Consider the following 26,631-nt stretch of genomic DNA (forward strand, 5'->3'; position numbering starts at 1 on the left):
TTGATCATCTTCCTGGGCGCGCTCGCGCTGGGCCGACTGTCGATTCGCAGCGCCCGCGACATCCGTTATGCGCAGCGCTCGACGATCGCCCCATCCGAGCCCGCGGCGGAGCCGGTGGCCTCTGATGACGTGACGGAAATCCAACCGACCAACGAGGTGCACGAGCGGCGGCACCGTCCGTGGGACGCCATGTTCGGCCGGCGGGACCGGCTCGCCCACCGCTAAGGAGGCATCAGCGCACTCGTCAGGCAAGATGTCGTAGTGCGCTTCGTCCAACGGCTCTACCAGCTGCTGGCGCGCGTGATGTCGCTGCGCATAACGGATGTCGCGGGCGCTGCGAATCGACAGTCGGCCCAGCGCGAGCGCGCCCAGGAAGATGATCAACGCGCCGAGACCGTAGAAATAGGCCAGCTCCAGGGCCACGCGCTTGGTTTCGGTCGCCGCCACCGGCACACCTGCGTCACCGAGGCCTAACGGCCCGGCCAGGGCGCGCCCGACCACGAACCATGCGCCGGCAATGACGGTCATCCAACCGCCGAGCATGGCGGTGAACCGGTTCCGCGACGTCATGAGCAGCAGGCCGCCGAGCGCGGTGACCGCGCCGGGCAGGACCTCGAGCCAGCCGCGCGAGGTGGTCCACACCCATTCCCGGTCGGGGCTGAACGCAAAGTCGAACATCGGGCCGACGAAGGGGATCAGTGCCCCCCAGACGCCCAGCAGGATCAGCAGAAAGCCGCTGAGAGCTCCGCGGCTGCGGGGCATGTGCACCCGGCCGCCACCATCGTGAACGCGTGTATCAGTCATTTTTGCCTCCTCGGTCCCCGGTGGAGTACCCCGACCGCGGAATACCCCCTTACCAAGGGCGCATAACCAGGTGGCGAATCACAGCGGATAGCCCGCATTGAGGGGAATAAAGTTAGCAGTGCTAACGTAATGTGGTGTAGGCGCAACGTCGCGCTCCCCGATTCCCATTAAATTTCAAGGACATTTTTGATGCCGATTGATACCCGCGACGAGCGACTCGAACGCCGCATCGCCAGCCTGAAAACGTCCGATCCGCAGTTCGCCGCCGCCGTGCCCGACGAGGCCATTTCCGACGCCATCGAAGCACCGGGCGTGCGACTCCCGCAGCTCATTCGCACGGTCTTCGACGGCTACGCCGACCGTCCAGCCCTCGGTGCGCGGGCCGTGGAGTTCATCACCGATCCGCAGACCGGCCGCACCACCGCCGAATTGCTCCCCCGCTTCGACACCATCACCTACGGCGAACTGTCTCGCCGGGTGCAGAAGATCAGCAACGCGCTCGCCGGTGATCCGGTAGCGCCCGGCGACCGTGTTGCGCTGCTCGGCTTCACCAGCGTCGACTACACCACGATCGACGTCGCGCTTGTCGGTCTCGGCGCCATCTCGGTGCCGCTGCAGACCAGCGCGCCCGTGGCCCAACTGCAGCCCATCGTCGCCGAGACCGAACCCGCCGTGATCTTCTCGAGCGTCGACTATCTCGACGATGCCGTCGACCTCATCCTGTCGGCCTCACCCGTACCGATCCGCCTGATCGTGTTCGATTATCTGCCGCAGGTCGACGACTACCGCGACGCCGTCGCCTCAGCGAAGTCGCGGTTGGGCGAAGCCGGCGCGACGGTGCGCGTCGACACCCTGGACGACGTCATCGCGCGCGGCGCGGAATTGCCTGCGGTGCAACCATTCATCGCCGACGACCCTGACCCGTTGATGCTGCTGATCTACACCTCCGGCAGCACCGGAACCCCGAAGGGCGCGATGTATCCCGAACGGCTGGTGGCCAATGCGTGGCGCCGTGCGATGCGGACGACCTGGGGCGCCGACGCGGCTAGCCCGTCGATCTCGCTGAGCTTCCTGCCGATGAGCCACATGATGGGCCGTGGCCTGCTGTACGGCACCCTCGGTGCGGGCGGAACGGCGTATTTCGCCGCCAGAAGCGATCTTTCGACGTTCCTCGAGGACCTCGCCCTGGTGCGGCCGACGCAGCTGAGCTTCGTCCCGCGCGTGTGGGACATGATCTTCGCTGAGGTGCAAAGCGAATTGGACCGCAAGCCCGGCCAGGAGGAGGCGGTGCTTGCCGAGATGCGTGAGCGTCTGGTCGGCAACCGTTACGTCATGGCGATGACGGGTTCCGCGCCCCTCTCACCGGAGATGAAGGCGTTCGTCGAGTCGTTCCTCGACATCCACCTGATCGACGGCTACGGCTCGACCGAGGCAGGCGCCGTATTCGTCGACGGCCATGTGCAACGGCCCCCGGTGATCGATTACAAGCTGGCCGATGTCCCGGACCTCGGCTATTTCCACACCGACCGGCCACACCCCCGGGGTGAACTGCTCGTCAAGTCGGAGACTCTGTTCCCGGGCTACTACAAGCGCCCCGAGATCACCGCCGAGATGTTCGACGAGGACGGGTACTACCGCACCGGCGACGTCGTCGCCGAGGTCGCACCGGACCAACTGGTATACCTCGACCGGCGCAACAACGTCCTCAAGCTGTCCCAAGGCGAGTTCGTGACCGTCTCCAAATTGGAGGCCGTCTTCGGCGACAGCTCGCTGGTTCACCAGATCTTCGTGTACGGCAACAGCGCCCGTGCCTATCTGCTCGCGGTCGTCGTTCCGACCGACGAGGCGCTCGCCCGCTACGACACGGCCGAGCTCAAGTCGGCCATCGCCGAATCGCTGGCCGATGTCGCCAAGGCGGCGGGTCTGCAGTCCTACGAGATTCCGCGCGACTTCCTCATCGAGACAACGCCGTTCACGCTCGAAAACGGGTTGCTGACCGGCATCCGCAAGCTGGCCCGACCGAAGCTGAAGGTGCACTACGGCGAGCAGCTCGAGCAGCTCTACGCCGAGCTAGCGGAGGGGCAGGCCGACGAGCTGCGCGCGCTGCGGCAGAGCGGTGCGCAGGGCCCGGTGCTCGACACCGTGATCCGCGCCGCGGGTGCGCTTCTCGGCTCGGCGGCGGCCGATTTGCAGGCCGATGCCCGATTCACCGACTTGGGCGGAGACTCGTTATCGGCGTTGACTTTTGCCAACCTGCTCAACGAGATCTTCGATGTCGAGGTGCCGGTCGGGGTGATCGTCAGCCCGGCCAACGACCTGGCCGCACTGGCCGCCTACATCGAGGCTGAACGTCAGCCCGGCACCAAGCGTCCGACGTTCGCGTCGGTGCACGGCCGCGGCGCGACCGAGGCACATGCGGCCGACCTGACGCTGGATAAGTTCATCGACGCGCAGACGCTCGCGGCTGCCCCGTCGCTGCCCGGTCCGAGCAGCGAGGTGCGCACCGTGTTGCTCACCGGCGCAACCGGATTCCTCGGCCGCTACCTGGCCCTGGAGTGGTTGCGGCGGATGGACCTGGTCGGCGGCACGGTGATCTGCCTGGTCCGCGCCAGGGACGATGCCGCGGCCCGGCAGCGTCTCGACGACATCTTCGACAGCGGCGACCCCGAGTTGTTGCGGCTCTACCGCCGACTGGCCGCCGACCACCTCGAGGTGATCGCCGGCGACAAGGGCGAACCAGACCTGGGTCTCAGCCACGCGACGTGGCAGCGGGTGGCCGACACCGTCGACCTGATCGTCGACCCGGCCGCCCTGGTCAACCACGTGCTGCCCTACGACCAGTTGTTCGGCCCGAATGCGCTTGGCACCGCTGAGCTCATCCGCATCGCGCTGACGACCAGGATCAAGCCGTTTGCCTATGTGTCGACGATCGGCGTCGGGGCGGGCATCGAGCCAGGCAAGTTCACCGAGGATGCCGACATCCGCGTCATCAGCGCCACCCGTAAGGTCGACGACAGCTACGCCAACGGCTATTCCAACAGCAAGTGGGCCGGTGAGGTGCTGCTGCGCGAGGCGCATGATCTATGCGGTCTGCCGGTGTCGGTGTTCCGCTGCGACATGATTCTGGCGGACACCACCTATGCCGGTCAGCTCAACCTGCCCGACATGTTCACCCGCATGATCCTGAGCCTGGTCGCCACCGGAATCGCACCCGCCTCGTTCTACGAGCTGGATGCGAACGGCGACCGGCAGCGGGCCCACTATGACGGCCTTCCAGTGGAATTCATCGCCGAAGCGATCTCCACGCTGGGCGCCAATGTGGTCGAAGGGTTCGAGACGTACCACGTCATGAACCCGTACGACGACGGCATCGGCCTCGATGAGTTCGTCGACTGGCTGATCTCCGCGGGCTACCGCATAGCGAGGGTCGGCGATTACTCCACCTGGCTGCAGCGGTTCGAAACCGCGATACGTGCACTGCCGGAACGGCAGCGCCAGGCGTCGCTGCTCCCGCTGCTGCACAACTATCAGCGGCCGGAGAAGCCGATTCGCGGGTCGATCGCGCCGACCGACCGCTTCCGCACCGCGGTACAAAACGCCGGCATCGGTCCGGACAAGGACATTCCCCGTGTCACGCCGGAGGTGATCGTCAAGTACGTCACCGATCTGGAGCTGCTCGGCCTGCTCTAGTCGAACAGGCCCTGCTGTCCCAGCCCCGACACCCCGCTCGGCGGGTTCATGCCCAGGTGCGTCCACGCGGACGCCGTGGCAACCCGACCGCGCGGGGTGCGGGCTATCATGCCCGCGCGCACGAGGAATGGCTCGCACACTTCTTCGACGGTCGTCGCCTCTTCGCCGACGGCCACCGCCAGCGTCGAGACGCCGACCGGTCCACCGCCGAAGCTGCGGGTCAGCGCAGATAGCACTGCGCGGTCCAGCCGGTCCAACCCGAGCTCGTCGACGTCGTAGACCTCCAGCGCGTACTTCGCGATGTCGCGGGTGATCACGCCGTCGGCCCGCACTTCGGCGTAGTCGCGCACGCGTCGCAGTAGCCGGTTGGCGATTCGCGGGGTTCCCCTTGAGCGGCGGGCGATTTCGGCTCCGGCCTCGGCACCGAGCTCGATGCCGAGGATGCCCGCCGACCGCGCCAGCACCCGCTCGAGCTCGGCGGGTTCATAAAAGTCCATGTGGGCCGTGAAGCCGAAGCGGTCGCGCAGCGGGCCGGTCAGCGCGCCGGACCGGGTGGTGGCGCCGACCAGCGTGAAAGGAGCGACCTCCAGCGGAATCGACGTTGCCCCAGGGCCTTTGCCGACGACTACGTCGACCCGGAAATCCTCCATCGCCAAGTAGAGCATTTCTTCGGCCGGCCGCGCGATGCGGTGGATCTCGTCGATGAACAGCACGTCGTGCTCGACCAGGTTTGACAGCATCGCCGCCAAGTCCCCCGCGCGTTCCAGCGCCGGGCCGGACGTCACCCGCAGCGACGAGCCCAGTTCGGCCGCGATGATCATCGCCAGCGACGTTTTGCCGAGCCCCGGCGGGCCCGACAGCAAGATGTGATCCGGTGTGCCGCCGCGGTTTTTGGCGCCTTCGATGACCAGCTGCAGCTGCTCACGCACCCGGGCCTGCCCGATGAACTCGCCAAGCGACCGGGGTCGAAGGCTGGCGTCGATGTCACCCTCACCGACCGTCAGCGCCGGCGAGACGTCGCGCTCGTCGGGTCCCTCGTCGTCGTCGGTGAACCGGCTCATTTGTTACCCAGCAACGACAGTGCCGCACGCAACGCCGTCGATTGCGTCGCCTCCGGCTCGTTGGCGAGCACCTTGTCCGTGGCGTCCTCGGCCTGCTTGACCGCAAAGCCGAGGCCCACAAGGGCTTCGACGACGGGTCCGCGCACCGAGTGACCGGTGCCCGACGGTAGCCCGACGACAGCTCCAACGCGGCCGACCTTGTCGCGCAGCTCGAGCACCATCCGCTCGGCGCTGCGCTTGCCGATGCCCGGCACCCGTGTCAGCGCGGTCACGTCGCCGTCGGCCAGAGCCTGGCGCAACGCGGGCGCGTCGTGCACGGCCAGCGTGGCCAACGCGATCTTCGGGCCGACACCGGACACCGACAGCAGAGTGCCGAACAGGTCCCGCGCGTCGGCGTCGGCGAAACCGTAGAGCGTCATCGAGTCCTCGCGCACGATCATCGCGGTCACCAGCCGGGTGTCGGCGCCGCGCCGCAGCGTAGACAGGGTGGACGGGGTGGCGTTGACGCGGTAACCGACACCGCACGCCTCGATGACGACGTGATCGAGTGCCACGTCGAGAACTTCGCCGCGAATGGATGCGATCATCGTGCCGCCTTGAGTCGAGCTCGGTACTTCCGCTTTTGTTCGGCGGCCATCGCCTCGGCCGCGGCCATGCGCGCCAACATCGGTGCGCGCCAACAATGACAGATGGCCAGCGCCAACGCGTCGGCGGCATCGGCCGGTGTCGGTTTGGTCTGCAGTGCAAGAATTCTCGTCACCATCGCCGTCACCTGGGCCTTGTCGGCGGCGCCGTTTCCGGTGACAGCAGCCTTCACCTCACTCGGTGTATGGAAGTACACGTCGATGCCGCGCTTGGCGGCGGCCAGCGCGATCACGCCACCGGCCTGCGCCGTGCCCATCACCGTCGAGACGTTCTGCTGGGAGAACACCCGCTCGATGGCGATGACGTCGGGACAGTGGGTGTCCATCCAGTGCTCGACCGCGTCGCTGATGGTCAGCAGGCGCTTGGGCAACGGCACCTCGGACGGGGTGCGCACCACGTCGACATCGAGGGCGATGACCTGCCGGCCTTTACCGCTTTCGATCATCGACAGCCCGCAACGCGTCAAACCGGGATCGACTCCCATTACGCGCACACCAACCACCTTCTGTGAACATCTGTTCGACGGCAGCTTAGCGAGGTTGACCGACGTTTCCCTGCAGCGACACGCCGTACTCGGCGACCTCCTGCACGATCTCGTCGACGCGGCGTTTGGACCTATGCCATCCACGCACCAACTCGCGTCCCACGTCGTGACCGTCGCGCTTGATCACCGCCACCCATCGCACGCCGAGAAACTTGCACAATAGCCAAAATGGCCACAGCACAACGTAGATCACGCCGAACAGCTCGGAGGTGGCGAGAAGACCACCGGGAAACGGTCACCGTCGACGGCGTACTGACCAAGACCTGCCGTACGTGTCGAGGATCACTGCCATGACCATACTTTGCGGTCCGGCGGCGTTGGGTATTGGATTACCCGCACGCTCGATGTGACGGCGGCGCCGAGCGCCGCTACCGTCGCGAGGGATCTGACGCCAACCCGTGGGAGCTGAACTCACACGATGCCCGACGAGAACGAATTGCAGTCCGCAACCAATCTCGCCGTCACACTCGCCTGGGTCGCAGGCGCCGTGGTGGCCGCATACCTGCTGGGGGTCGCCGTCTCCTGGCTGTTGATGCGGATTGGCCGCCGCAGCGCCGTGATTCGCGATATCGCGGAACTCACCCGAATGCCGCTGCGCGCTGCGCTGGTGGTGTTCGGTTCGACAATCGCCGTGCAGCGCACATCCGAGCCCATCGACAGCTGGCGCGGCTGGCTCGACCACACGCTGCTGATCCTGTTGATCGCCGCGCTGACCTGGCTGGTGACCGGCCTGGTGCAGGTCTGCGAGCGACGTGCGATTGTCCGCTTCGGCGGCGGCGATGTCGAGATCGCCGACGAAGACCGGCAGTGGCGGCGGATTCGCACGCAGGTGACCGTCCTGCGCAGGCTGGCGATCGCGATCGTGGTGGTGCTGGGGGCCGCCGCCATCCTGATGACGTTCCCGAGGTTCTCTGACATCGGCACGACGGTGTTCGCATCTGCCGGTGTGCTTTCGGTGGTCGCGGGCCTTGCCGCGCAGACCTCGCTCGGCGCGGTGTTCGCCGGCATGCAGATCGCCTTCTCGGGCGCGATCCGCGTCGGCGATGTCGTGCAGCTCGAGAACGGCCAGTGGTGGGGCCGCATCGAGGAGATTACCCTGAGCTACGTCGTCGTGCGTCTGTGGGACGAACGCCGGCTGGTGTTGCCGACCACCTACTTCACCACCGAGCCGTTCGAGAACTGGACCCGCAGCGCCACCGAGATCATGGGCACCGTCGAATTCGACGTGGACTTCTCGGTGCCGTTCGAAGAGATGCGTGCCGAATTGGACCGGCTGTTGGCCAACAGCGCGCTGTGGGACGGGCGGCGTGGCGTTCTGCAGGTGACCGACGCCGTCGGTGGAGCGGTGCGCGTGCGGATCGTCGTCAGTGCCCCGAACGCGGGCGCGCTGTTCGACCTGCGCTGCGCGGTGCGCGAGGGCATGGTCAGTTGGGTGCAGCACCACCAGGTGCTGCCGACGCACCGAATCGAGGCCGCCGAAACGGTCGCCACGGTCGAACCACGCCGCACCGTCGACACGGAATCCGCGCGCGTCTCGTCCGGCTTGTTTTCGGGCAGCCCTGAGGCCGACGCTAGGGCCCGCGCGTTCGACGACACCGCTGATCGTCAAGTCGAGTTCGCCAGCACCAACGGCCGCCGTTGATTTATCGACGCTCAGAGTCTTGCCTGAGCTAGCGTCGGGTCGTGCCGGCACACATTCCGGTCGAGGTCGAGGACATCACCGCACCGTGGCTCGAGGATGTTCTTGGTGCCCGCGTGTCGGCGATCGAGGTGGTGGACACCCACTCGGGCACAACGGGTCGCGTCTGCATAAAGATTCATCACAACGACGAGCGGCTGCCGGCATCGGTTTTCGTCAAGCTCGCGCCTTTCGACGTGGATCAACGAGGCTTCGTTGACCGAACCGGCATGGGGGTGGCCGAAGCCCGCTTCTACTCAGAGGTCGCACCTGACGTGCCAGTGCGCCATCCGACTCCGTGGTACGCGGCACACGACGAGTCCGGGCGCTACGTGATGGTTTTGGAGGACCTGAACGCGGCGGGGGCGCGCTTCCCCGGCGCACGCGATCCCAGGCTGCCCGAATTCGTCGAGAACACCATCGACGCGTTTGCGAGCCTGCACGCCGCGTTCTGGGAGAGTGGGCGATTCGCCCCGACGGGGGATTTGGACTGGGTGGTCAGGCGCTCGGCAAATTACGGGTCGGCCGCTGATCTGATCGCTTATGCGGTCCAACAGCTTGGCGATCGCCTCCCAGAGACATCGCGGGAGCTAGCCGATGTGTATCTGTCGCGCGTGGCGAGGATCCCAGCGCTGCTCGCCGCTGCGCCGCGCACCCTAGTGCATGGAGATACCCATCTCGGGAACATGTTCGCCGACGGCGCCACACCGGGGTTTCTCGACTGGGCGATGGTCGGTTTCGCGCCGGGGCTGCGCGACGTCGCGTACTTTCTCGGCGGGTCCGTTCCCACCGATCTGCGGCGCAGGAATGAACATCGGCTCCTCGAGCGCTACTGCCTGGCGCTGGGTGAGAGAGGCATCGCGCTTGACGCCGGGGACGCATGGCACCAATACCGCCTGCAATTGCTGACCTCGTGGGTAGCAGCAGTTGTCACGGCGGGCATGGGCTCCAAATGGCAACCGTTCGAGCTCGGCATGACTGCCACGAAACGCGCCGACGCCGCCATCAGGGATCACGGTGTAGCAGATCTGCTACGCGAAGAACTGCCGTGACATCGCGATTTCGGCGTGTTCAGTTGTGCTGACCGCAACTGAACACGCCGAAATCACTCCTCGATCTGGGCGAGGATTTCGTCGGGGATGTCGGCGTTTGTGAAGACGTCCTGGACATCGTCGCTGTCCTCCAGCGCGTCGACCAGCTTCATGATTTTGCGCGCGCCTTCGGCGTCGAGCGGCACGGTGACCGACGGCTGAAAGCCGGCCTCTGCCGAGTCGTAGTCGATGCCCGCATCCTGCAGCGCGGTCCGCACAGCGACGAGATCGCCTGGCTCGGAGAGTATTTCGAAGCTGTCGCCCAGATCGTTGATCTCCTCGGCCCCGGCTTCTAGCACCGCGGTCAGCACGTCGTCCTCGGTCAGGCCGTTCTTTTCCAGGGTCACCACACCCTTACGGGAGAACAGATAAGACACCGAGCCGGGGTCGGCCATGCTGCCACCGTTGCGGGTCATGGCGACGCGCACTTCACCCGCGGCACGGTTGCGGTTGTCGGTCAGGCATTCGACGAGCACCGCCACGCCGTTGGGCCCGTAGCCCTCGTACGTGATGGTCTGCCAGTCCGCGCCGCCTGCTTCCTCGCCCGCGCCCCGTTTGCGGGCCCGCTCGATGTTGTCGTTGGGCACCGAGTTCTTCTTGGCCTTCTGGATGGCGTCGAACAGCGTCGGGTTGCCGGCCGGATCGCCGCCGCCCGTGCGGGCCGCGACCTCGATGTTCTTGATCAGCTTGGCGAAGTTCTTGCCTCGCCGCGCATCGATGATCGCCTTCTTGTGCTTGGTGGTGGCCCACTTGGAATGGCCGCTCATGGGTGTACTACCTCTTTCGCTACTGCCTCGTGCAGATGAAGTCCGGTCAACGAGTCTACGGGCACGTTTGGCCAGCTACCGCGCCGCGTCGAGCGGCGTGAAAACACGTTCTGCGTATCGACGGCGGAGAACTCGACAATGCCGAGCAATTGCCGGTTGACGTTTTGAACAATTGTCGAGTCCGGTGATAATTCGGTCGAATTTCTCAGGCAGGAAACCCGTGGCGCGTTTGCCGAGTTGCTAATCTGCGTCAATGCTTCCGCAGGGCCCATCAGGTAGCCGATGAATTCGGCGCAACGATGGTGGCGCGGCCTTGATCACTATTACTGGTTGACCGCATTTCTGGCTGCCCGCGGAATTCAGCGGCGCGTCTGCCGAGTGGTCGCGCTGGTAATTTTCGGCTTGAGCACGGTCTCGGTGCTTCTGATTTGGAGCCCGACCGGCCCGCGCGGCACCGTGGCCCAGACCCTGGCCCTCGTGGTGGCCGCATGTTGCTGGGGGATGTGCCTGTTGTGGCTACGCTCGCGCTGGCCGACCGCGCTCGAGTCCCGGATCTGTGTGTGCCTCGGATCAACCTGTGTCGCCACGTCGTGCCTGATCCAGTCCGATCCGCTGGCCGGGCTGTTCGGCGCGACGGCATTCGCCCTGGTGTCGATCTACGCGGCGGTATTCCACACGACGAGGTGGCTGGCGGTCACATGGATCGCCGCGGGCGCGACGCTGATCGTGCTCGGGACTAAAATGGCCGGCAGCGACCCGGCGTTCGCGATCTCGTCGGTGCTGCTGATCGGCTTCATCGTCATGTTCGTCTCGCTGACCGGGCGGGCCGCGATCTGGCTCGTCGACGCCGACATATTGCACGAGAATTTCGAACCGCTGACCGGGATGTTCAACCGCGAAGGGTTCTACGAGAAGGCGACGACGTTGCTGGCGGCGCGCAGCCGGGGGGATGACCGGTACTTTGCCCTAGCGGTAGTCAACCTCGACAGCTTCTCGCTAGTCGGCGAGTTTTCGGGGACCAGCGGATCCGATCGCGTGCGGGTCGAGATCGCCGCCCGGCTGCGCGAAACCGCCCGCCGCGACGCGGTGCTGGCGCACATCGCCGATTCGGAATTCGTGATCGCCGACCTGTTCGACAGCAACGACGCCTCGGCGCTCATCGAGCGGGTGCTCGGCACGATTTCGAGCTCACCGTCGCGGCTGTCGGCAAGCATCGGCGTGGTGACTACCCCGCTGCAACCGCTGGCGGCGCTGCCGCCGCACGACGTGCTCGACGAGTTGATGTCTATCGCCACCAACGCGATGTACGACGCCCGCAAGGGCGGTGGTAACAGGGCGACCTACGTGCGTAGCCCGACGCTGACGGTGCTCGACGATCCCGGCCACGACGACTGGTTCAACAACGAGGAACCCGCCTGAGGATGCCTAGGCGCGGCCGGTGACGATGTCGACGAACAGGCGATGGACGCGGCGGTCGCCCGTCATCTCCGGGTGAAACGCCGTCGCCAGCATCGAATGCTGGCGCACCGCGACGATGTGGTCGGCGGCGCGGCCCAGCACCCGCACTTCGGGCCCGACCCGTTCGACCCACGGCGCGCGGATGAACACCGCGTGCACCGGCCCGTCGAGCCCCTCGAAGTCGATGTCGCCTTCAAACGAGTCGACCTGTCGCCCGAATGCGTTGCGCCGCACCGTCATATCAATGCCCTTGAGCGGAGCGGCCTCCCGGCCCGGCGCCCCGGCGTCGAGGATCTCGCTGGCCAGAAGGATCATTCCCGCGCACGACCCGTAGGCCGGCATGCCGTCGGCGAGGCGCGATCGCAGCGGCTCGAGCAGGTCGAACTCGCGCAACAGGTGCGTCATCGTGGTGGACTCCCCGCCGGGGACGACGAGCCCGTCGACGACCTCGAGTTCACTGCGGCGCCGCACCGTCGTGGCCTCGGCGCCCGCCTCGCGCAGCGCCGCGAGATGCTCGCGGGTGTCGCCCTGCAGCGCCAGCACGCCGACGCGCGGGCCGGTCACTTCTTCTGCGGCGTGTAATCGCGCTTGAAGCGGGTCAACCCCTCCTGCATCACCGCCGCCACCATCTCGCCGTACTGGTTGAAGATCTTGCCCTGGGTGAGCGACCGGCCGCCTGACGCCGACGGCGAGGACTGGTCATAGAGCAGCCATTCGTCGGCGCGGAACGGGCGCATGAACCACATCGCGTGATCCAGCGAAGCCACCATCAGGTGGCGGCGCTCCTCCAGGTGGGTCACCTGCGCCGAGCCGAGCAGGGTCAGGTCGCTCATGTAGGCCAGCGCGCAGATGTGCAGCACGTAGTCGTCGGGCAGCGGATCGTGGTGGCGGAACCACACCTGCTGTTGGGACGCCTTGCCCGGCGACAGCTTGAGCTGGTCGCGCGGCACGATCCGAACGTCCCATTCCGCGAACTGCTGAAACCCGGCGTCGTCGAAAATGCTGCCCTTGGTGATGAAGTTGGGCAGGTCGTCCGGCGGTGCGGCATACGGCATCGCGTCCTGATGCTCGATACCGCTCTGGTCGGTCTGAAACGACGCCGACATCGAAAAGATGGTCTCGCCGTGCTGGATCGCGTTGACGCGGCGGGTGACGAACGACCCACCGTCACGCAACCGTTCGACGATGAAGACCGTGGGTGCCTTCGCGTCGCCCGGGCGCAGGAAATAGCCGTGCAGTGAGTGCACCGCAAACTTCGGATCGACCGTGCGCACCGCCGACACCAGCGACTGGCCGGCGACATGGCCGCCGAATGTCCTTTGCAGGAAGCCGGATTCGGGGCTGAACACGCCACCGCGATAGATGTTGACCTCGAGTTGCTCGAGATCGAGGATCTCTTGGATCGCCATATGGTGTGTCTTTACCAGCCACGCTCGGCGAGCCGATGCGGGGCAGCGATCTCCTCGACGTTGATGCCGACCATGGGCTCCCCCAGCCCGCGCGACACCTTGGCCAGCACGTCGGGGTCGTCGTAGAACGTGGTGGCCTTGACGATCGCGGCGGCGCGCGCGGCGGGGTCACCGGATTTGAAGATGCCCGAGCCGACGAACACGCCCTCGGCGCCGAGCTGCATCATCATCGCCGCGTCGGCCGGGGTCGCGATCCCGCCCGCGGTGAACAGCGTGACGGGCAGCTTGCCCGCCCGCGCCACCTCGGCGACCAGCTCGTAGGGTGCCTGCAATTCCTTTGCCGCAACGTACAATTCGTCATCGGACAGCGACGTCAGCCGACGGATCTCGCCGCCGATCTTGCGCATGTGGGTGGTCGCGTTGGACACGTCGCCGGTGCCGGCCTCCCCCTTGGAGCGGATCATCGCCGCGCCTTCGGTGATGCGGCGCAGCGCCTCACCGAGGTTGGTGGCCCCGCACACGAACGGCACGGTGAACTTCCACTTGTCGATGTGGTTGGCGTAGTCGGCCGGGGTGAGCACCTCGGATTCGTCGATGTAGTCCACCCCGAGGCTCTGCAGAATCTGGGCCTCGACGAAGTGACCGATGCGGGCCTTGGCCATCACCGGGATCGTGACGGCGTCGATAATGCCTTCGATCATGTCGGGGTCGCTCATGCGCGACACGCCGCCCTGGGCGCGGATGTCGGCGGGCACCCGTTCCAGCGCCATCACCGCGACGGCGCCCGCCCCCTCGGCGATGCGGGCCTGCTCGGGGGTGACGACGTCCATGATCACGCCGCCCTTGAGCATCTCGGCCATGCCGCGCTTGACCCGGGCGGTGCCGGTCTGCCCCGACCCGTTCGATCCCGCTGCGGTTTCCACTGCTAACTCCTTCAATTCGCTACTGATCCAGTTTAAGGGCGGCGCCAAATCGGATAGATCCACTGCGCACGCGAGGAGCACATGCAGCCTGCGCGCGCGAGGAGCACATGCAGCCTGCGCACGCGAGGAGCACATGCAGCCCGCGCACGCGAAGAGCACATACAACCTCAGCTCAGCGGATCGATTGCAGCTGCCGCTGCGGTTCGGCTTGCCGGGCGTCGGCCAGCTCGTTGGCCTCTGAAAGCAACTCGCCGAGCTGCAGCGGATAGACGGTCTCTCCTTTGGCGACCAGCTCGGCGATCATTGTCTCATCGCACCAACGGTGGCCGTGAATGTAGCTCCGTTCCAACCCGGTGCGGCCCGCCGCGGACGGCTCGAAGCGGCGGGTGCGGTGCACGAAGAACAGCTCCTCGCTGCGGATTACCGAACCGTTGAAGTCGAGGACCGCGTCCCGTCGCCACACCGGGCCGATCATGTCCGTCGGCGCCACCCGCAGGCCGGTCTCCTCGGCCAGCTCGCGCGCCGCGGCCTCGCCCAGCGTCTCCCCCGGCTGAGCCGCGCCCCCGACGGTGAACCACCACCGCGGCGCCGGACCATCCGAGTGGTCGGGATAGGCCGGGTCCGACCCGCAGAACAGCAGCACCGCCCCGCGCTCGTCGAGCAGCACCACCCTGGCCGACGTGCGGCGGCCTACCACGCCCACATCCCGGTCGGGTTGTTCGGCGATCTCGAAATAGGTTGGCAGACCGGCGGTTCCACCGAGGCGGAGGAGACGGACCGCGGGTCGCTCCCGCAGCGCCAGGGTGTCGCGCACCGCGTCGTTGTGGAATCGGCGGGCCAGTGTGACGCGCGCCTCGGCGTCGGCGAGCTCGGCGACCAGCGCCACCGGCAGCGAAGCCGGGTCGACGAGCGCCAGCGCCGCCGACAGCTGGTTCTCCGCGGTTTCCCTGGCCGCTCTCGGGGCCTTTTCGGCGGCGTCTGCTAACGCCTTCAACCGCTTGCCCTCCGGGCCAGCACCGTAGGCGTCGACGGCCACCGCACGCGCGACCACGGCGCGCCGGGCCAGGGCGCCGTCGAGCGCCTGCCAGGACAGGTCGTAACGGACGTGCAGCCGGTCGAGGCGGTGCGCGGTCTGATAGGCCCACCCCGCCACCAGCAGCAGCACCACTACCAGCACCACGACCAGGGCCGTGACGATGAGCCACGTCATCAGCTGGCCACCTGCACCTTGGCGCCCGCCCCGGCCACTGTCTCGTACACCCGCATGATCTGGCCCGCCACCACCGACCAGTCGTACTGGTGCACGGCCTCGGTGGCCGCCTCGATGTAGTGGGCGCGGGCTTCGTCGTCCGCGAGCATCTCGATGAGGCCCGCAGCCAGCCCCTCGGCGTCATCCACCGGCACGAGCCGGCCCGCCTTGCCGTCCTCGAGCACCCGGCGAAACGCGTCAAGTGCGCTGGCCACCACCGCGGTGCCCGCGGCCATCGCCTCGACCAGCACGATGCCGAAGCTCTCGCCGCCGGTGTTGGGCGCGCAGTAGACGTCGGCGCTGCGCATCGCCGACGCTTTCTGCGTATCGTCGACCTGACCGAGGAACCGCAGATGTGACGCCAGCGGGCCGACCTCGTCGCGCAGCTCATCCTCGTCGCCGCGACCGACAATCAGGATCTCGATGTCGGGAAACCGCTCGACCACCGCGGGAAGGGCAGCCGTCAGCACAGCCATGCCCTTGCGCGGTTCGTCGAAGCGGCCCAGGAACAGGACGGACTTGCCCGGGCGCGGATAACCGTCGAGAAGCGGCGCGGCGGCAAAGGACGCGACGTCCACGCCGTTGGGGATCTGAACGGCATCGGAGCCCAGTGCCTCCATCTGCCAGCGCCGCGCCAGATCCGACACCGCGATGCGGCCGACGATCTTCTCATGATACGGGCGCAGAATGCCCTGAAAAACGCTGAGCGTCAACGACTTTGTGGTCGACGTGTGGAAGGTGGCCACGATGGGGCCCTCCGCGGCCTGCAGCGCCAGCATCGACAGGCTCGGCGCGTTGGGCTCGTGCAGGTGCAGCACGTCGAACTCGCCGTCGGTGAGCCACCGCTTGACCTTGCGGTGGGTGGCCGGGCCGAACCGCAGCCGCGCCACCGATCCGTTGTAGGGAATGGGAACGGCCTTGCCGCCGGACACGACGTAATCGGGTAGCTCCACATGTGGCGACGAGGGCGCCAGCACGCTGACGTCGTGGCCGCGCTCGCGCATCACCTCGGCGAGCTGCAGCACGTGGGATTGCACGCCGCCGGGAACGTCGAACGAATACGGGCACACCATCCCGATGCGCATCAGGCTTGGCCCCTGAGCCTGGCTTGCCGTTCGGCGGAGAGATCGGCCAGCCACTGCGGCTGCATCATGTGCCAGTCCTCGGGATGGGCGGCGATGCCCTTGGCGAACCGGTCGGCCAGCGCCTGGGTGATCGCGGCGACGTCTCCGGAAGACGTGTCGAGCGGCGGCGATATGTTGACCACGCAGTCGTCGCCCTGGTAATACACGTGAGCAGGCAGCAGCGGTGCCCCGGTCGCGATGGCCAGCTTGGCCGGTCCGGCCGGCATCCGCGTCGCCTCGCCGAAGAAATCCACCTCGACACCGGAACGGGTCAGGTCGCGATCGGCCATCAGGCAGACGAACCTGTTCTCGCGCAGGCGCGTCGCGAGCAGTTCGAACGGTGGACGTTCGCCGCCCGACAACGGAAACACCTCGAAGCCGAGGCTTTCGCGGTAGTTGACGAAACGCCGGAACAGCGATTCGGGTTTGAGCCGTTCCGCGACGGTGGCAAAGGTGCCGTGCTTGTGGACGAGCCACACACCGGCCATGTCCCAGTTGCCGCTGTGCGGCAGCGCGATCACGCCGCCCCGGCCGGCGTCGATCGCGGCCTGCAGATGGTCTGCTCCGATGAACACCTCGTCGAGTCGGCGGGCGACGGCGGCGAGGTCCATCGACGGCAGCCGAAACGCTTCGCGCCAGTACCGCGCATAGGACGCCAGCGCCGCGCGCATCAGCCCGTCGGGGACCTCGTCGGGGGCCGCGCCGATGACGCGCGCGAGGTTCTTGCGCAGCTGCGCCGGCCCGCCGTTACGCGATGCGTAGATGGCCCCGGCCCCGAAAGCGTTGCGCGCCATGAACTCCGGCATGGCGCGCACGATCCGCCAACCCGTGGCGTAGCCGAGATCGGAGACCTGGCCGCTCAGCGAAAAGCGACTGCCCCCGGCGCTCACGCCACGGGTGGTCGTCACGGCTGGTCCTCGGGCTTGCGCACCGCATCCGTCGCGCCGGGTGAGGTCCGCACGCTGTGCACCCGCTGGCCCAGGGTGATCAGGCTGGCCACCGCCAGAACCCACACCGCGACAGGCAGGAGCCATGGGATGTGCAGGAACGACACGCCGGACAGTCCCGCCCCGGTGAGCACGATCACCAGACGTTCCGGTCTCTCGATGAGCCCGCCCTCGCCGCTTAACCCGGTGGCTTCGGCGCGAGCCTTGACGTAGGAGATCACCTGTGAGGTGACCAGGCAGATCATCAGCCCTACCACCAACGAAGTACTGCGCAACCCGAACGCCGCCCACCACATCAGTCCGCAGAACACCGCGCCGTCGCCGATCCGGTCGCATGTCGCATCGAGCACCGCCCCGAACCGGGTGCCGCCGCCGCGCTGTCGCGCCATCGCGCCGTCGAGCATGTCGGCGAGGACGAAAACAAAGACCGCGAACGCGCCCCACCACAGCTGCCCGATCGGGAACAGCGTCAACGCCGCGATCACCGTGCCCGCGGTGCCGATGATCGTGATGCTGTCGGGGGTCAGGCCCGCCCGAAGCGCGGCCTTGGCGACCGGCGTGGACAGTTTTTCGTACGCCGCACGGGTCATCAGGTAGAAGTCGCTCACGACTGCCTGGCCCATTCCTCGGCGAGCAGTTCACGGGTTTCGCGCAGCAGCTGCGGCACCACCTTCGAGCCGCCGATGATCGTGATGAAGTTCGCGTCGCCGCTCCACCGCGGCACCACGTGCATGTGCAGATGCTCGGCCAGCGATCCGCCCGCGGACTTGCCGAGGTTGAGCCCGACGTTGAAGCCGTGCGGGTTCGACACCGCCTTGATGACCCGAATCACCTTCTGGGTGAACGCCATCAGCTCGTGGCTCTCCTCCTCGGTGAGGTCCTCGAGCTCAGACACCCGCCGATACGGCACCACCATCGAATGGCCCGGGTTGTACGGGTAGAGGTTCAGCACCACGTACACGAGTTGGCCGCGCGCCACCACCAGCCCGTCCTCGTCGTTGAGGGTGGGGATGTCGGTGAACGGCTGCGTCGAGGCTGCCGAGCCACCCTTCATCGGCGCCTCGGCGAGATAGCTCATGCGGTACGGCGTCCAGAGGCGCTGCAGATGGTCGGGGTCGCCCGCACCGTGGTCGACGACCCTCTGCTCATCGCGGTTCGTCACGTCGATGCGCCCGTCTTGATCAGATCCGCTGTGGGCGCGGCGTTTTCCCGGCTTTCGATCCAGCCGACGATCGCATCGACGGCCTGGTCGCGAGGCACCCCGTTGACCTGGCTGCGGTCACCGAATCGGAAGCTCACCGCACCGGCGTCGACGTCGCGGTCACCGGCCAGCAGCATGAACGGCACCTTCTGGTTGGTGTGGTTGACGATCTTCTTCGCCATCCGGTCGTCGCTGCTGTCGACCTCGACCCGCACGCCGCGTGAGCGCAGTTGCGCGGCAACGCTTTCCAGATAGTCGACGTGGCCGTCGGCGACCGGGATGCCGACCACCTGCACCGGCGCCAGCCACGCCGGGAACGCGCCGGCGTAGTGCTCGGTGAGCACGCCGAAGAACCGTTCGATGGAGCCGAACAGGGCGCGGTGGATCAATACCGGACGCTGTCGGCTGCCGTCGGCGGCGGTGTACTCCAGCTCGAACCGGTCCGGCATGTTGAAGTCGAGCTGGATGGTCGACATCTGCCAGTTGCGCCCCAATGCGTCCTTCACCTGGACCGAGATTTTCGGGCCGTAGAACGCCGCACCGCCGGGGTCGGGCACCAGCTCAAGACCGGAGGCCAGCGCCACCTCGCGCAAGGTCTCGGTGGCTTCCTCCCAGTCTTCGTCGGCCCCGACGTACTTGTCGGGGTCTTTGGTGGACAGCTCCAGGTAGTAGTCGTCCAGGCCGTAGTCGGCGAGCAGGTCCAATACGAAGCGCAACAGCGAGGCCAACTCGTCGCGCATCTGCTCGCGGGTGGTGTAGATGTGGGCGTCGTCCTGAGTCATGCCGCGCACGCGGGTCAATCCATGCACGACACCTGACTTCTCGTACCGGTACACCGAACCGAATTCGAATAGCCGCAACGGCAGTTCGCGATAGGACCGTCCCCGCGACCGGTAGATCAGGTGGTGCATCGGGCAGTTCATCGGCTTGAGGTAGTAGTCCTGGCCGGGTTTGCGAACCGTGCCGTCTTCGTTGAACTCCGCGTCGATGTGCATGGGCGGGAACATGCCGTCGGCGTACCACTCCAGGTGGCCCGACGTGATGTACAGCTGTTCCTTGGTGATGTGCGGGGTATTGACGAACTCGTATCCGGCTTCGAGGTGTTTGCGCCGCGAATAGTCCTCGAGCTCGCGGCGCACCACGCCACCCTTGGGGTGGAAAACTGGTAAGCCTGAACCCAATTCGTCGGGGAAGCTGAACAGGTCCAGCTCGACGCCCAGCCGGCGGTGGTCGCGCCGCTGTGCCTCCTCGATGAGTTCCAGGTGGCGGTCGAGCGCCTCCTGCGACTCCCATGCCGTGCCGTAGATCCGTTGCAGGCTGGCGTTGCTCTGGTCGCCGCGCCAGTAGGCGGCCGAGCTGCGGGTCAGCTTGAATGCCGGGATGAACTTCGTCGTCGGGATGTGCGGGCCGCGGCAGAGGTCACCCCAAACCCGTTCGCGGGTGCGGGGATTGAGGTTGTCATAGGCGGTGAGCTCGTCATCGGAGCCAGGGGGGCCGACCTCCATCACCTCGGGGTCGCCGGATTTGTCGTCGACGAGTTCCAGCTTGTACGGCTCGTCGGCGAGTTCTTTGCGCGCTTGGTCTTTGGACTCATATACCCGGCGGCTGAACAGCTGGCCGTCCTTGACGATTTGACGCATCCGCTTTTCCAGCGCGGCAAGGTCGTCGGGCGTGAACGCCTCGGGCACATCGAAGTCGTAGTAGAAGCCGTCGGTGATAGGCGGCCCGATACCCAGTTTGGCCTCGGGGAACATGTCCTGCACCGCCTGGGCGAGCACGTGTGCGGCCGAATGCCGGATCACGCTGCGCCCGTCCTCGGTGTTGGCGGGAACCGGCGTCACCTCCACATCGGTGTCCGGCGTCCAGCTCAAGTCGCGCAGCCGGCCCTGGTCGTCACGGACGACGACGACGGCGTCGGGGGCGCCCCGGCCGGGCAGTCCGGCTTCGCGGACCGCCGCCGCAGCGGTCGTCCCGGCAGCGACCCGAATTGGGGCTGCGGGGGCGGGGCTGGGGGCGGCGCTCATCGGTCACTCTCCCGGTGTGGTGGCTGTCTACGAACGCGACCATGCTATCGGGGCAACTGCTCAGTCTCCGACCCCGATCGGGCTGTTCAGCCAGGGCTGGTCGAACCCGGCGAGCTCGGCGGTCCAGTCGAGCGCGCCGACGAACCACAGCGTCACGGCCACCACCAATGCCGTGAACAATCCGCCGAGAATCTGCACGAACCTGCCCTGCCGGTGGAACCAGTCCATCACCTTGTCGTAGCGCTCCTTGGCGTAAGCCAGCAGCCGGCGCGCCCAGTCGAACTCGGTGGCTAGGATGCCGAGCCCGATGAACACAATCGCCCAGCCCGGTCCGGGGTACGGGATGGCGAGGATGCCCAGACCAAAGACCGCGAGCCCGAGGACGCCGACCGCGATGCGGTAGGCGAAGTCGACCTTGGGCCGGTCTCGCAACCGGTCACGCCATCGCGCCCAGCGGCGCTTGGTCGCCGACCAGCGCGATGTGGCGGTGTCACCGGTCATGGCTGTCCGGGGTTGAGTTTGACGAAGAGCGCCTCGGCGTCGCAGAGCAATGTGTCCCCGTCGCGCAACCGTCCGGCGACGAAGATCTTGCGGCCCTCGGAGCGGTCGATCCTGGCGTCGACCTGAAGATCCTTGTTGATCGGCGCGATGTGGCGGTAGTTCACGTGCAGGTAGGCCGTCCGCTGTTTGAGGCTGCGGGTGAGCCGGAAGGCGGCGAAGCCGAGCACCGAGTCCCACATCTGCGCCAGCGCGCCGCCGTGGACGGCCCCGTTGCGGCCGAGGTGGTAGCGGCGGAAGCGCACTACGCCGTCGACCTCGTCGCCGCGGGTGGCCAGGTCGGTGGGCACCTGCATGATATTGCCCCGGTTGGGCAGATCCATGCGTCTGCCCGACGGTGTGCTCCACTCGTCGGCCTCATATGGCGCCAGTAGCCGCGACACCGCCTCGACCATGTCGGCGGCCTGGGTAATCACCTCGTCGGGCGCATCGGCGGCGCGGACATGGTCCTGCAGCGTACGGACGGCCTCGATGAACCGGCCGTAATCGGGGCCACCTCGGGTAGTGGGTTCGGGCGGGTTGAACCCGCCGCCTGGATGCGCCTCGCTGGGGTCGGTGGCCACCCGCTCACCGTATTGCCTCGTTGTCGCCGGCTGTTGGTCAGGTTTGTGAGCCCGCTTTGCTCAAGGTCTCGAATTCGTCATCGGAGAGCGTGATCTGCGCTGCGGCCACGTTCTGCTCGAGATGGCTGACCTTGGACGTGCCGGGGATGGGCAGCATCACCGGCGAGCGCTTCAGCAGCCACGCCAGGGCCAGCTGTGAGGCGCTGGCGTGGTGGTCAGCGGCGATGCGCTGCAGCGGACCGTCCGGCGCCGCGAGCGGCCCTGCAGCGAGGGGGAACCACGGGATGAAGCCGAGTCCTGCGGCCTCGCACGCGTCCAGTACGGGTTCGGCCGTACGCGCAGTCAGGTTGTACATGTTCTGCACCGAAACGATCGACGCGACCTTCTGCGCCGCCTCCAGCTGCGTGACTTCGATCTCCGAGAGCCCGATGTGGCGGATCTTGCCCTCCTTCTGCAGTGCGGCGAGCTCGCCCACTTGATCCTCGAGTGGGAACTTGTCGTCGATGCGGTGCAGTTGGAGTAGGTCGATTCGGTCGACGCCGAGCCGGCGCAGGCTCAACTCGACCTCCTGACGGAGGTAGGCGGGGAAACCGAGCGGGGTCCAGGCGTCCGGGCCGGTGCGCACGAACCCCGCCTTCGTCGCGATGACGAGATCGTCGGGATAGGGCGAGAGCGCCTCGCGGATCAGCTCCTCGGAGACGTAGGGGCCGTAGGAGTTGGCGGTGTCGATGAAGTTCACGCCGAGATCCACCGCGCGGCGCAGGACGCGCAGGCATTCGTCGCGGTCAGCGGGCGGGCCCCAGACGCCCTTGCCGGTGATCCGCATGGCGCCGAAACCCAGCCTGTTGACGGTGAGATCGCCTCCCAGGGAAAGCGTTCCCGCGGCGTGGGCGACAGAAGAAGATGTGGTCACTTCACCGACCGTACGCCGGCGATGACATGGTGTCGGGATGAAGTTGACGGACCTGGCGACGCTACAACTGAGCTACTCGGAGGTGGGCGCCACCGCGGGCCCGCTGCCCGCCGGCTACCACCATGTGCGCGAGTCGGCTGTCATTGGCCGCGGGCGCGCGCGCTTCGACGAGGCCGCGGCGAAGGTCATGCGGTGGGGCATGCTGCGCGGCGCGGGTGTGCGCGTGGAGGCGACCACCGACGTGGCGACCATCGGCTCCGAGGTGCTGGTGGGCCTCGGTCCGCTGCGCGCCCCTTGCCGAGTGGTCTACGTGATCGACGAGCCGGACCGCCGCGGATTCGCCTACGGCACGCTACCGGGCCATCCGGAGTCCGGCGAGGAGATGTTCGCCGTGCGCTTCGACCCGGCGACCGACGAGGTACGCGCCGAGGTGGTGGCCTTCTCGCGGCACGCGACCTGGTGGAGCAGGCTGGGCTCGCCCGTCACGTCCCTGGCCCAACGCGTCATCACGGCGCGGTACATGAAGGCGCTGTAGCCCGCACATTGACGCTGTTGTCAATCCGTCCTCCGTCCGCCTCGCCGCCGGGTTAGCCTTAGCCAACGCTCGACGATCGGATATTGCCCTTGACTGACCCTGTTGAAGTGGATGACACCCACCAGCGCATCGCGCAGTTGGTGGTGGACCTCTATGGGCGACCCGACACCGACGCGGACACAGTCATCGCCGAACTGGCCGAGCACGCGGCGGTCGAGGTCCCCGGCGCGCAGTACGCGGGCGTCACCGTCACCCGCAATGCCAAGCACATCGACACACCCGCCGCGACGCACAAGTGGCCGTTGCTGCTCGACGAGATCCAGCAACGCCACCGCCAGGGCCCCTGCCTGACGGCGGCGTGGGAGGAGAAGACGGTTCACGTCGCCAACCTGGAGACCGATGAACGGTTTCCTCTTTACGCCCGAGATGCGTTGCGGGAGACTCCGATTCGGTCAGTGATGGCATTTCAGCTCTGGATCGCCGGCGAGACGATGGGGGCTTTGAACGTCTACGCCGAAACGCCAAACGCGTTTTCCGACGAGAGCCGCATCATCGGAGGGGTCTTTGCCGCCCATTCGTCGGTTGCGTGGAACGCCGCGCGCCGTGATGAGCAGTTCAAGAAGGCGCTGGCCAGCCGCGACGTCATCGGGCAGGCCAAGGGCATGCTGATGGAGCGCTACGGCATCACCGCGCTGCAGGCCTTCGACCTGTTGCGCAAACTGTCGCAGGACAGCAATGCCCCCCTGATCCTCGTCGCCACCGAGCTGGTCGGAAAGCAGCAATCGGCCATCGATTAAGTTTCGGCTCCGCAGCCCGGGGCAACCCAACTGCGCATGAGCGTGGAAACGAAACCGGCCGCCGACGCGTCGATCGGCGAGCTGATGAGCCAGTTGTCGACGCAGACGTCGCGTCTCGTTCGTGACGAGATGCGGTTGGCCCAGAAGGAATTGCAGCAGTCGGTCAAGCATGCCGGTGTGGGCGCCGGATTGTTCAGCGCGGCGGGCCTGCTGTCGCTGCTGGGGCTGATGACCCTGATCGCCGCCGGCGTTGCGGCCTTGGCGTTGGTGCTGCCGGTGTGGGCCGCCGCGGCGATCGTGGCCGTGGTGTTGTTCGTCGCGGGCGGGATCGCGGCGCTGTTCGGCCGCAAGCAGGCGGCCGAGATCGCCCCGCCCCCGCAGGAGAGCGTCGAGAGCATCAAGGCCGACATCAAGGAAGTGAAGGAAGCCCGCCATGGCTGAGCCCCGGCCGGAACCCGGACCCGACGCAGGCATCGATGAACTTCAAAGCGATATCGACCAGACTCGCAAGGAGCTCGGCCAGACCGTCGAGGCGTTGACGGCCAAGATGGACGTCAAACAGCGCACCAAGGACAAGGCCGCCGAAACCAGGGAGGCGGTGCTGGATAAGGCACACGCCGTCCAGCACGCGACGGTCGATGACGGCCGGGCGAAGATCACCGTGCCGGTGGCCGCGGCCGTCGTGGTCGGCGTCGCCGCTCTGGTGTGGTTCCTGCGGCGTCGCCGTTAGGCCTTGTTCGGCACAGCGGTCACCAGGCCGCCGTCCATGATGAACTCGCTGCCGGTCGCATACGACGACTCGTCGCTGGCCAAAAAGACGATGAACGTCGCCACCTCCTCCGGCTCGGCGGGACGGCCGAGTGGAATCGTGACCATATCCTCGGGAAGGTGGGCGGTCATCGGCGTCTTGATGAATCCCGGGTGCACCGAGTTCACCCGAATGTTCTTGGGCGCCAACTCCAATGCCGCCGACTTGGCCAGGCCCCGGACCGCCCACTTGGACGCGACGTAGGGATGGACGAATGGGGCGCCGCGCAAGCCCTCAATCGATGACACGTTGATGATCGAGCCGCCGCCGGCGTCGATCATCGGTTGGACCGCCGCGCGCATGCCGAGGAACGTGCCGGTCAGGTTGACGTCGATGACTTTCTGCCATTCGCCCAGATCGAACTTCTTCAGCGGGCCCAGCGCGACGATGCCCGCGTTGTTCACCAGGACGTTGAGCTTGCCGAATTCGGCGATGGCGACGTCGACGGCGGCCTGCCACTGGTCGGGCTGGGTCACGTCGAGGTGCACATAGCGCGCGCTGTCGCCGATCTCGTCGGCCAGCGCCTTGCCCTCCTCGTCGAGGATGTCGCCGATGACGACCTTGCCGCCCTCGTCGACGAGCATCCGCGCGTGGGCGGCTCCCATTCCGCGAGCGCCGCCACTGATGAGCGCCACCTTTCCATCCACGCGTCCCATGCGGTGTTCTCCTTTGTCGTTGTCCAGCAGGCTATTTGGCGTCGAAGAGTCCCTTGCCGGTGATCAACGGCAAGTCGATGGTCGTCCTGATTCCCGGCGGCGCCGCCACCACCGCGGGGATGGCGTTGACGACGCGGCCCGCGCCTGCGGCGATCGCGGCGTAGTTGTGGTCACCCTTGCGGCTGGTCGGACAGATGTCGACGGTGTAGGAGGGTTCGCCGACGATCTCCACCTTGTAGGAGCCTCCGGGTTGGGCGGGCTGCGGCCAGTGCGGGCAGAGGTCTTCGCGCAGGCGAGTCACGTGGTCGATGACGATCGCGGCTTTGCCCTTCACCATGCCGTGGATCTCGAATCGCAGGGCCGCCTGGCCACCCTTCGGAATATGGCCTGCCGCAACGTCGAAGGCCTCAGGCGCCGGGATCCGCGTGCACGAGTCCTTGATTTCGTCGACATCGATGCCGAATCCCGCGGCCAGCTGACGGATCGTCGTGCCCCACGCCAGCCCAAGCACGCCGGGCTGCAACAGCATAGGCGTTTCGTCGAGTTGCCAGCCAAAGCCCATCACGTCGAACATCACCGTGGCGCCGTCGTAGGTGGCGTAGTCGGCGATCTCCATGCAGCGCACCTGCTCGATGCTCTGACAGGTGCTCGCGATCGCGAACGGAATCAGGTCGTTGGCGAACCCCGGGTCCACGCCCGAAATGAATACGCTCGAATTGCCTTGCCGTGCAGCCTCTTCGATGGGGGCGATGTACTTGTCGGGCATGACACCCCACGGGTACTGGAACACCCCGGGAGAGGTTCCGACGACGTTGATGCCCGCCGACAGGATACGCAGGACGTCGGTGACGGCCTCGGGTATGCGGTTGTCGCCCATCGCGCAGTACACAGCGCAGTCGGGCTTGGCGGCCAGCAACTCGTCCCAGTCGTTGGTCGCGGCGATGCCGGTCGAGACGTCGAGCCCGGCGAGTTCGCCGGCGTCCTTACCGACCTTGGCATCCGATGACACCCAAACGCCGGTCAACTCGAACCGGGGATCGCTGATCAGATGGTTGAGCGCGATACGTCCTGCGTTGCCAGTGCCGATGTGTGCGACGCGGATCGCCATGCTGTCTCCCTCGAGGCCGCGGCTGGACAGCTGTCCAACTTATCGGATGCGGCCCGAGGCGAACAAGGCACCTGCGAG

27 protein-coding genes and 1 pseudogene are annotated in these 26,631 nt (G+C 66.8%); 8 read left to right on the forward strand and 20 right to left on the reverse strand.

Annotation, left to right across the window (positions count from 1 at the left end; all coding sequences use genetic code 11):
* Positions 1-4 precede the first annotated feature (4 nt).
* Positions 5-804 (reverse strand): annotated as a pseudogene (locus A5651_RS26375) (hypothetical protein).
* A gap of 189 nt (positions 805-993) precedes the next feature.
* Here A5651_RS26375 and car point away from each other — a divergent pair.
* Complete coding sequence (car, locus tag A5651_RS04035) at positions 994-4,494, forward strand: carboxylic acid reductase (RefSeq protein ID WP_066975816.1); 3,501 nt, start codon at positions 994-996, stop codon at positions 4,492-4,494.
* Here the strand turns inward: car and ruvB are convergent.
* Genes ruvB through A5651_RS04055 form a run of 4 tightly spaced genes read right to left on the reverse strand, consistent with a single transcriptional unit; the run spans position 4,491 to position 6,937 of the window.
* Entirely contained in the window at positions 4,491-5,555 is a 1,065-nt protein-coding gene (gene ruvB, locus A5651_RS04040) for a Holliday junction branch migration DNA helicase RuvB (RefSeq protein ID WP_066975818.1), read from the reverse strand. The genes car and ruvB overlap by 4 nt on opposite strands.
* Positions 5,552-6,142 carry a Holliday junction branch migration protein RuvA gene (gene ruvA / locus A5651_RS04045; protein ID WP_066975820.1) on the reverse strand — a complete coding sequence of 197 codons (591 nt, stop codon included), beginning with the start codon at positions 6,140-6,142 and terminating at the stop codon, positions 5,552-5,554. The genes ruvB and ruvA overlap by 4 nt, the downstream gene beginning before the upstream one ends.
* Positions 6,139-6,693 (reverse strand): crossover junction endodeoxyribonuclease RuvC, encoded by a 555-nt coding sequence (gene ruvC / locus A5651_RS04050; RefSeq protein WP_066975821.1) that lies wholly within the window; start codon positions 6,691-6,693, stop codon positions 6,139-6,141. Before ruvC ends, ruvA begins: the two co-directional genes overlap by 4 nt.
* Before the next feature lie 37 nt (positions 6,694-6,730).
* On the reverse strand, positions 6,731-6,937 hold the full coding sequence (locus tag A5651_RS04055) for a hypothetical protein (RefSeq protein ID WP_066975823.1): 207 nt from the start codon (positions 6,935-6,937) through the stop codon (positions 6,731-6,733).
* Between the two features lie 225 nt (positions 6,938-7,162).
* On the opposite strand from A5651_RS04055, the gene A5651_RS04060 reads away from it, so the two are divergent.
* Both A5651_RS04060 and A5651_RS04065 read left to right on the forward strand, forming a co-directional pair.
* Positions 7,163-8,386 carry a mechanosensitive ion channel family protein gene (locus A5651_RS04060; RefSeq protein ID WP_066975824.1) on the forward strand — a complete coding sequence of 408 codons (1,224 nt, stop codon included), beginning with the start codon at positions 7,163-7,165 and terminating at the stop codon, positions 8,384-8,386.
* Between the two features lie 41 nt (positions 8,387-8,427).
* Positions 8,428-9,474, forward strand: coding sequence for a phosphotransferase family protein (locus A5651_RS04065; protein ID WP_066975826.1), 1,047 nt, complete (start codon positions 8,428-8,430; stop codon positions 9,472-9,474).
* A gap of 53 nt (positions 9,475-9,527) precedes the next feature.
* On the opposite strand, the gene A5651_RS04070 is transcribed toward A5651_RS04065, so the two are convergent.
* Positions 9,528-10,280, reverse strand: a complete 753-nt coding sequence (locus A5651_RS04070; protein ID WP_066975828.1) for a YebC/PmpR family DNA-binding transcriptional regulator — start codon at positions 10,278-10,280, stop codon at positions 9,528-9,530.
* A 330-nt stretch (positions 10,281-10,610) separates the two neighbouring features.
* On the opposite strand from A5651_RS04070, the gene A5651_RS04075 reads away from it, so the two are divergent.
* Complete coding sequence (locus tag A5651_RS04075) at positions 10,611-11,699, forward strand: GGDEF domain-containing protein (RefSeq protein ID WP_197496534.1); 1,089 nt, start codon at positions 10,611-10,613, stop codon at positions 11,697-11,699.
* A gap of 6 nt (positions 11,700-11,705) precedes the next feature.
* On the opposite strand, the gene pdxT is transcribed toward A5651_RS04075, so the two are convergent.
* The 12 genes from pdxT to A5651_RS04135 form a co-directional block, all read right to left on the reverse strand.
* Positions 11,706-12,302 carry a pyridoxal 5'-phosphate synthase glutaminase subunit PdxT gene (gene pdxT / locus A5651_RS04080; RefSeq protein WP_066975832.1) on the reverse strand — a complete coding sequence of 199 codons (597 nt, stop codon included), beginning with the start codon at positions 12,300-12,302 and terminating at the stop codon, positions 11,706-11,708.
* Positions 12,299-13,147, reverse strand: a complete 849-nt coding sequence (gene tesB, locus A5651_RS04085) for an acyl-CoA thioesterase II (protein WP_066975833.1) — start codon at positions 13,145-13,147, stop codon at positions 12,299-12,301. The genes pdxT and tesB overlap by 4 nt, the downstream gene beginning before the upstream one ends.
* Before the next feature lie 11 nt (positions 13,148-13,158).
* The gene (gene pdxS, locus A5651_RS04090) at positions 13,159-14,070 is read right to left on the reverse strand and encodes a pyridoxal 5'-phosphate synthase lyase subunit PdxS (protein ID WP_066975835.1); all 912 of its coding nucleotides are present in this window, start codon (positions 14,068-14,070) and stop codon (positions 13,159-13,161) included.
* Positions 14,071-14,242: 172 nt separating this feature from the next.
* Entirely contained in the window at positions 14,243-15,280 is a 1,038-nt protein-coding gene (locus A5651_RS04095) for an NUDIX domain-containing protein (protein WP_369803906.1), read from the reverse strand.
* Complete coding sequence (locus A5651_RS04100; protein ID WP_066975839.1) at positions 15,280-16,404, reverse strand: glycosyltransferase family 4 protein; 1,125 nt, start codon at positions 16,402-16,404, stop codon at positions 15,280-15,282. The genes A5651_RS04095 and A5651_RS04100 overlap by 1 nt, the downstream gene beginning before the upstream one ends.
* Positions 16,404-17,351 (reverse strand): phosphatidylinositol mannoside acyltransferase, encoded by a 948-nt coding sequence (locus A5651_RS04105; RefSeq protein ID WP_231988546.1) that lies wholly within the window; start codon positions 17,349-17,351, stop codon positions 16,404-16,406. Before A5651_RS04105 ends, A5651_RS04100 begins: the two co-directional genes overlap by 1 nt.
* Positions 17,348-17,998: a phosphatidylinositol phosphate synthase gene (pgsA, locus tag A5651_RS04110; RefSeq protein ID WP_066975940.1), complete on the reverse strand. Its 651-nt coding sequence runs from the start codon at positions 17,996-17,998 to the stop codon at positions 17,348-17,350. The genes A5651_RS04105 and pgsA overlap by 4 nt, the downstream gene beginning before the upstream one ends.
* Entirely contained in the window at positions 17,995-18,615 is a 621-nt protein-coding gene (locus tag A5651_RS04115; RefSeq protein WP_369803910.1) for an HIT domain-containing protein, read from the reverse strand. Before A5651_RS04115 ends, pgsA begins: the two co-directional genes overlap by 4 nt.
* Positions 18,549-20,615: a threonine--tRNA ligase gene (gene thrS / locus A5651_RS04120; protein ID WP_066975843.1), complete on the reverse strand. Its 2,067-nt coding sequence runs from the start codon at positions 20,613-20,615 to the stop codon at positions 18,549-18,551. The genes A5651_RS04115 and thrS overlap by 67 nt, the downstream gene beginning before the upstream one ends.
* A 60-nt stretch (positions 20,616-20,675) precedes the next feature.
* Complete coding sequence (locus A5651_RS04125) at positions 20,676-21,116, reverse strand: TIGR02611 family protein (protein ID WP_066975845.1); 441 nt, start codon at positions 21,114-21,116, stop codon at positions 20,676-20,678.
* On the reverse strand, positions 21,113-21,736 hold the full coding sequence (locus A5651_RS04130; RefSeq protein WP_066975847.1) for a PaaI family thioesterase: 624 nt from the start codon (positions 21,734-21,736) through the stop codon (positions 21,113-21,115). The genes A5651_RS04125 and A5651_RS04130 overlap by 4 nt, the downstream gene beginning before the upstream one ends.
* A 37-nt stretch (positions 21,737-21,773) precedes the next feature.
* Positions 21,774-22,649: an aldo/keto reductase gene (locus tag A5651_RS04135; RefSeq protein ID WP_066975849.1), complete on the reverse strand. Its 876-nt coding sequence runs from the start codon at positions 22,647-22,649 to the stop codon at positions 21,774-21,776.
* Between the two features lie 37 nt (positions 22,650-22,686).
* On the opposite strand from A5651_RS04135, the gene A5651_RS04140 reads away from it, so the two are divergent.
* The 4 genes from A5651_RS04140 to A5651_RS04155 all read left to right on the forward strand — a co-directional run bounded on the left by A5651_RS04140 (position 22,687) and on the right by A5651_RS04155 (position 24,711).
* Entirely contained in the window at positions 22,687-23,184 is a 498-nt protein-coding gene (locus A5651_RS04140; RefSeq protein WP_066975851.1) for a DUF1990 domain-containing protein, read from the forward strand.
* An 89-nt stretch (positions 23,185-23,273) separates the two neighbouring features.
* A complete protein-coding gene (locus A5651_RS04145; RefSeq protein ID WP_066975852.1) occupies positions 23,274-23,981 on the forward strand; it encodes a GAF and ANTAR domain-containing protein in 708 nt (235 codons plus the stop codon).
* 36 nt (positions 23,982-24,017) lie between these two features.
* Positions 24,018-24,422, forward strand: coding sequence for a phage holin family protein (locus tag A5651_RS04150; protein WP_066975854.1), 405 nt, complete (start codon positions 24,018-24,020; stop codon positions 24,420-24,422).
* Entirely contained in the window at positions 24,415-24,711 is a 297-nt protein-coding gene (locus A5651_RS04155) for a DUF3618 domain-containing protein (protein ID WP_066975856.1), read from the forward strand. The genes A5651_RS04150 and A5651_RS04155 overlap by 8 nt, the downstream gene beginning before the upstream one ends.
* Here the strand turns inward: A5651_RS04155 and A5651_RS04160 are convergent.
* Together A5651_RS04160 and A5651_RS04165 are read right to left on the reverse strand one after the other, a co-directional pair.
* Positions 24,708-25,445 carry a glucose 1-dehydrogenase gene (locus A5651_RS04160; RefSeq protein WP_066975858.1) on the reverse strand — a complete coding sequence of 246 codons (738 nt, stop codon included), beginning with the start codon at positions 25,443-25,445 and terminating at the stop codon, positions 24,708-24,710. The genes A5651_RS04155 and A5651_RS04160 overlap by 4 nt on opposite strands.
* Positions 25,446-25,476: 31 nt before the next feature.
* Complete coding sequence (locus A5651_RS04165; RefSeq protein WP_066975860.1) at positions 25,477-26,553, reverse strand: diacylglycerol kinase; 1,077 nt, start codon at positions 26,551-26,553, stop codon at positions 25,477-25,479.
* Positions 26,554-26,631: the final 78 nt, after the last annotated feature.

It is taken from the genome of Mycobacterium sp. 1274761.0 (assembly GCF_001668615.1).
Classification (GTDB): domain Bacteria; phylum Actinomycetota; class Actinomycetes; order Mycobacteriales; family Mycobacteriaceae; genus Mycobacterium.

What these genes read in the sequence shown, in the direction of transcription:
- A5651_RS04160 (WP_066975858.1), bottom strand. Translation starts at nt 25,445, where the DNA reads ATGGGACGCGTGGATGGAAAGGTGGCGCTCATCAGTGGCGGCGCTCGC.
- A5651_RS04140 (WP_066975851.1), top strand. Translation starts at nt 22,687, where the DNA reads ATGAAGTTGACGGACCTGGCGACGCTACAACTGAGCTACTCGGAGGTG.
- A5651_RS04095 (WP_369803906.1), bottom strand. Translation starts at nt 15,280, where the DNA reads ATGACGTGGCTCATCGTCACGGCCCTGGTCGTGGTGCTGGTAGTGGTG.
- A5651_RS04100 (WP_066975839.1), bottom strand. Translation starts at nt 16,404, where the DNA reads ATGCGCATCGGGATGGTGTGCCCGTATTCGTTCGACGTTCCCGGCGGC.
- A5651_RS04155 (WP_066975856.1), top strand. Translation starts at nt 24,415, where the DNA reads ATGGCTGAGCCCCGGCCGGAACCCGGACCCGACGCAGGCATCGATGAA.
- A5651_RS04165 (WP_066975860.1), bottom strand. Translation starts at nt 26,553, where the DNA reads ATGGCGATCCGCGTCGCACACATCGGCACTGGCAACGCAGGACGTATC.
- tesB (WP_066975833.1), bottom strand. Translation starts at nt 13,147, where the DNA reads ATGGCGATCCAAGAGATCCTCGATCTCGAGCAACTCGAGGTCAACATC.
- car (WP_066975816.1), top strand. Translation starts at nt 994, where the DNA reads ATGCCGATTGATACCCGCGACGAGCGACTCGAACGCCGCATCGCCAGC.
- A5651_RS04060 (WP_066975824.1), top strand. Translation starts at nt 7,163, where the DNA reads ATGCCCGACGAGAACGAATTGCAGTCCGCAACCAATCTCGCCGTCACA.
- thrS (WP_066975843.1), bottom strand. Translation starts at nt 20,615, where the DNA reads ATGAGCGCCGCCCCCAGCCCCGCCCCCGCAGCCCCAATTCGGGTCGCT.
- ruvB (WP_066975818.1), bottom strand. Translation starts at nt 5,555, where the DNA reads ATGAGCCGGTTCACCGACGACGACGAGGGACCCGACGAGCGCGACGTC.
- A5651_RS04125 (WP_066975845.1), bottom strand. Translation starts at nt 21,116, where the DNA reads ATGACCGGTGACACCGCCACATCGCGCTGGTCGGCGACCAAGCGCCGC.
- A5651_RS04070 (WP_066975828.1), bottom strand. Translation starts at nt 10,280, where the DNA reads ATGAGCGGCCATTCCAAGTGGGCCACCACCAAGCACAAGAAGGCGATC.
- A5651_RS04150 (WP_066975854.1), top strand. Translation starts at nt 24,018, where the DNA reads ATGAGCGTGGAAACGAAACCGGCCGCCGACGCGTCGATCGGCGAGCTG.
- ruvA (WP_066975820.1), bottom strand. Translation starts at nt 6,142, where the DNA reads ATGATCGCATCCATTCGCGGCGAAGTTCTCGACGTGGCACTCGATCAC.